Annotated in this window: 1 protein-coding gene; it reads left to right on the top strand. The window is 57.1% G+C overall.

Annotated features, from left to right (window positions below; translation table 11 throughout):
• The first annotated feature begins 34 nt into the window (after nt 1–34).
• Nucleotides 35–1,921 carry a propionate--CoA ligase gene (prpE, locus tag EQY_RS0123830; protein ID WP_000010244.1) on the top strand — a complete coding sequence of 629 codons (1,887 nt, stop codon included), beginning with the start codon at nt 35–37 and terminating at the stop codon, nt 1,919–1,921.
• Nucleotides 1,922–1,996: the final 75 nt, after the last annotated feature.

Raw genomic sequence — 1,996 nt, 5'->3', positions numbered from 1 at the left:
CCTTGCAAACGGGATGTGTTCATATAAGAGCATTATGTCTTTTAGCGAATTTTATCAGCGTTCGATTAACGAACCGGAGCAGTTCTGGGCTGAGCAGGCTCAGCGTATTGACTGGCAGACGCCCTTTACACAAACGCTCGATCACAGCAATCCGCCGTTTGCCCGTTGGTTTTGTGAAGGCCGAACCAACTTGTGCCACAACGCTATCGACCGCTGGCTGGAGAAACAGCCAGAGGCGCTGGCATTGATTGCCGTCTCTTCGGAAACAGAAGAAGAGCGCACCTTTACCTTTCGCCAGCTTCATGACGAAGTAAACGCGGTGGCGTCAATGCTGCGCTCACTGGGTGTGCAGCGTGGCGATCGGGTGCTGGTGTATATGCCGATGATTGCCGAAGCGCATATTACCCTGCTGGCCTGTGCGCGCATTGGCGCTATTCACTCGGTGGTGTTTGGTGGTTTTGCCTCGCACAGCGTGGCGGCGCGGATTGATGACGCTAAACCGGTGCTGATTGTCTCGGCTGATGCCGGAGCGCGTGGTGGCAAAATCATTCCGTATAAAAAATTGCTCGACGATGCGATAAACCAGGCACAGCACCAACCGCGCCATGTTTTGCTGGTGGATCGCGGGCTGGCGAAAATGGCGCGCGTCAGCGGGCGGGATGTCGATTTCGCTTCGTTGCGTCATCAGCATATTGGTGCGCGAGTCCCCGTGGCCTGGCTGGAATCCAACGAAACCTCCTGCATTCTCTACACCTCTGGCACGACCGGCAAACCTAAAGGCGTGCAGCGTGACGTCGGCGGTTATGCGGTGGCGCTGGCGACCTCGATGGAAACCATTTTTGGTGGCAAAGCGGGTGGCGTGTTCTTTTGCGCGTCGGATATCGGCTGGGTGGTAGGGCATTCGTATATCGTCTACGCGCCGCTGCTGGCGGGGATGGCGACCATTGTTTACGAAGGATTGCCGACCTGGCCTGACTGCGGCGTGTGGTGGAAAATCGTCGAGAAATATCAGGTGAGCCGGATGTTCTCAGCGCCGACCGCCATTCGCGTGCTGAAAAAATTCCCTACCGCTGAAATTCGCAAACACGATCTTTCGTCGCTGGAAGTGCTCTATCTGGCAGGAGAACCGCTGGACGAGCCGACAGCCAGTTGGGTGAGCAATACGCTGGATGTGCCGGTCATCGACAACTACTGGCAGACCGAATCCGGCTGGCCGATTATGGCGATTGCTCGCGGTCTGGACGACAGGCCGACGCGTCTGGGAAGCCCCGGCGTGCCGATGTATGGCTACAACGTGCAGTTGCTCAATGAAGTCACCGGCGAACCGTGCGGCGTCAATGAGAAAGGGATGCTGGTGGTGGAAGGGCCATTGCCGCCGGGCTGTATTCAGACCATCTGGGGCGATGACGACCGCTTTGTGAAGACGTACTGGTCGCTGTTTTCCCGTCCGGTATACGCCACTTTTGACTGGGGTATCCGCGATGCTGACGGTTATCACTTTATTCTCGGGCGCACTGACGATGTAATTAACGTTGCCGGGCATCGGCTGGGGACGCGCGAGATTGAAGAGAGTATCTCCAGTCATCCGGGCGTTGCCGAAGTGGCGGTGGTTGGGGTAAAAGATGCGCTGAAAGGGCAGGTGGCGGTGGCGTTTGTCATTCCGAAAGAGAGCGACAGTCTGGAAGATCGTGATGTGGCGCATTCGCAAGAGAAGGCGATTATGGCGCTGGTGGACAGCCAGATTGGCAACTTTGGCCGCCCGGCGCACGTCTGGTTTGTCTCGCAATTGCCAAAAACGCGATCCGGAAAAATGCTGCGCCGCACGATCCAGGCGATTTGCGAAGGACGCGATCCGGGGGATTTGACGACCATTGATGATCCAGCGTCGTTGGATCAGATCCGCCAGGCGATGGAAGAGTAAGGTATTGTCGGATGCGTCGTGTGGCGCATCCGACACCATGCGCAGATGCCTGATGCGACGCTGGCGCGTCTTATC

Origin of the sequence: Escherichia sp. TW14182 (genome assembly GCF_000208525.1) — a bacterium.
GTDB lineage: Bacteria > Pseudomonadota > Gammaproteobacteria > Enterobacterales > Enterobacteriaceae > Escherichia > Escherichia ruysiae.
The sequence above is the reverse complement of the archived record's forward strand: the minus strand, read 5'-3'. Positions and strand labels throughout refer to the sequence as shown.

Excerpts from the sequence above, each read along its gene's own strand:
- prpE (WP_000010244.1), top strand. The coding sequence starts at position 35 with ATGTCTTTTAGCGAATTTTATCAGCGTTCGATTAACGAACCGGAGCAG.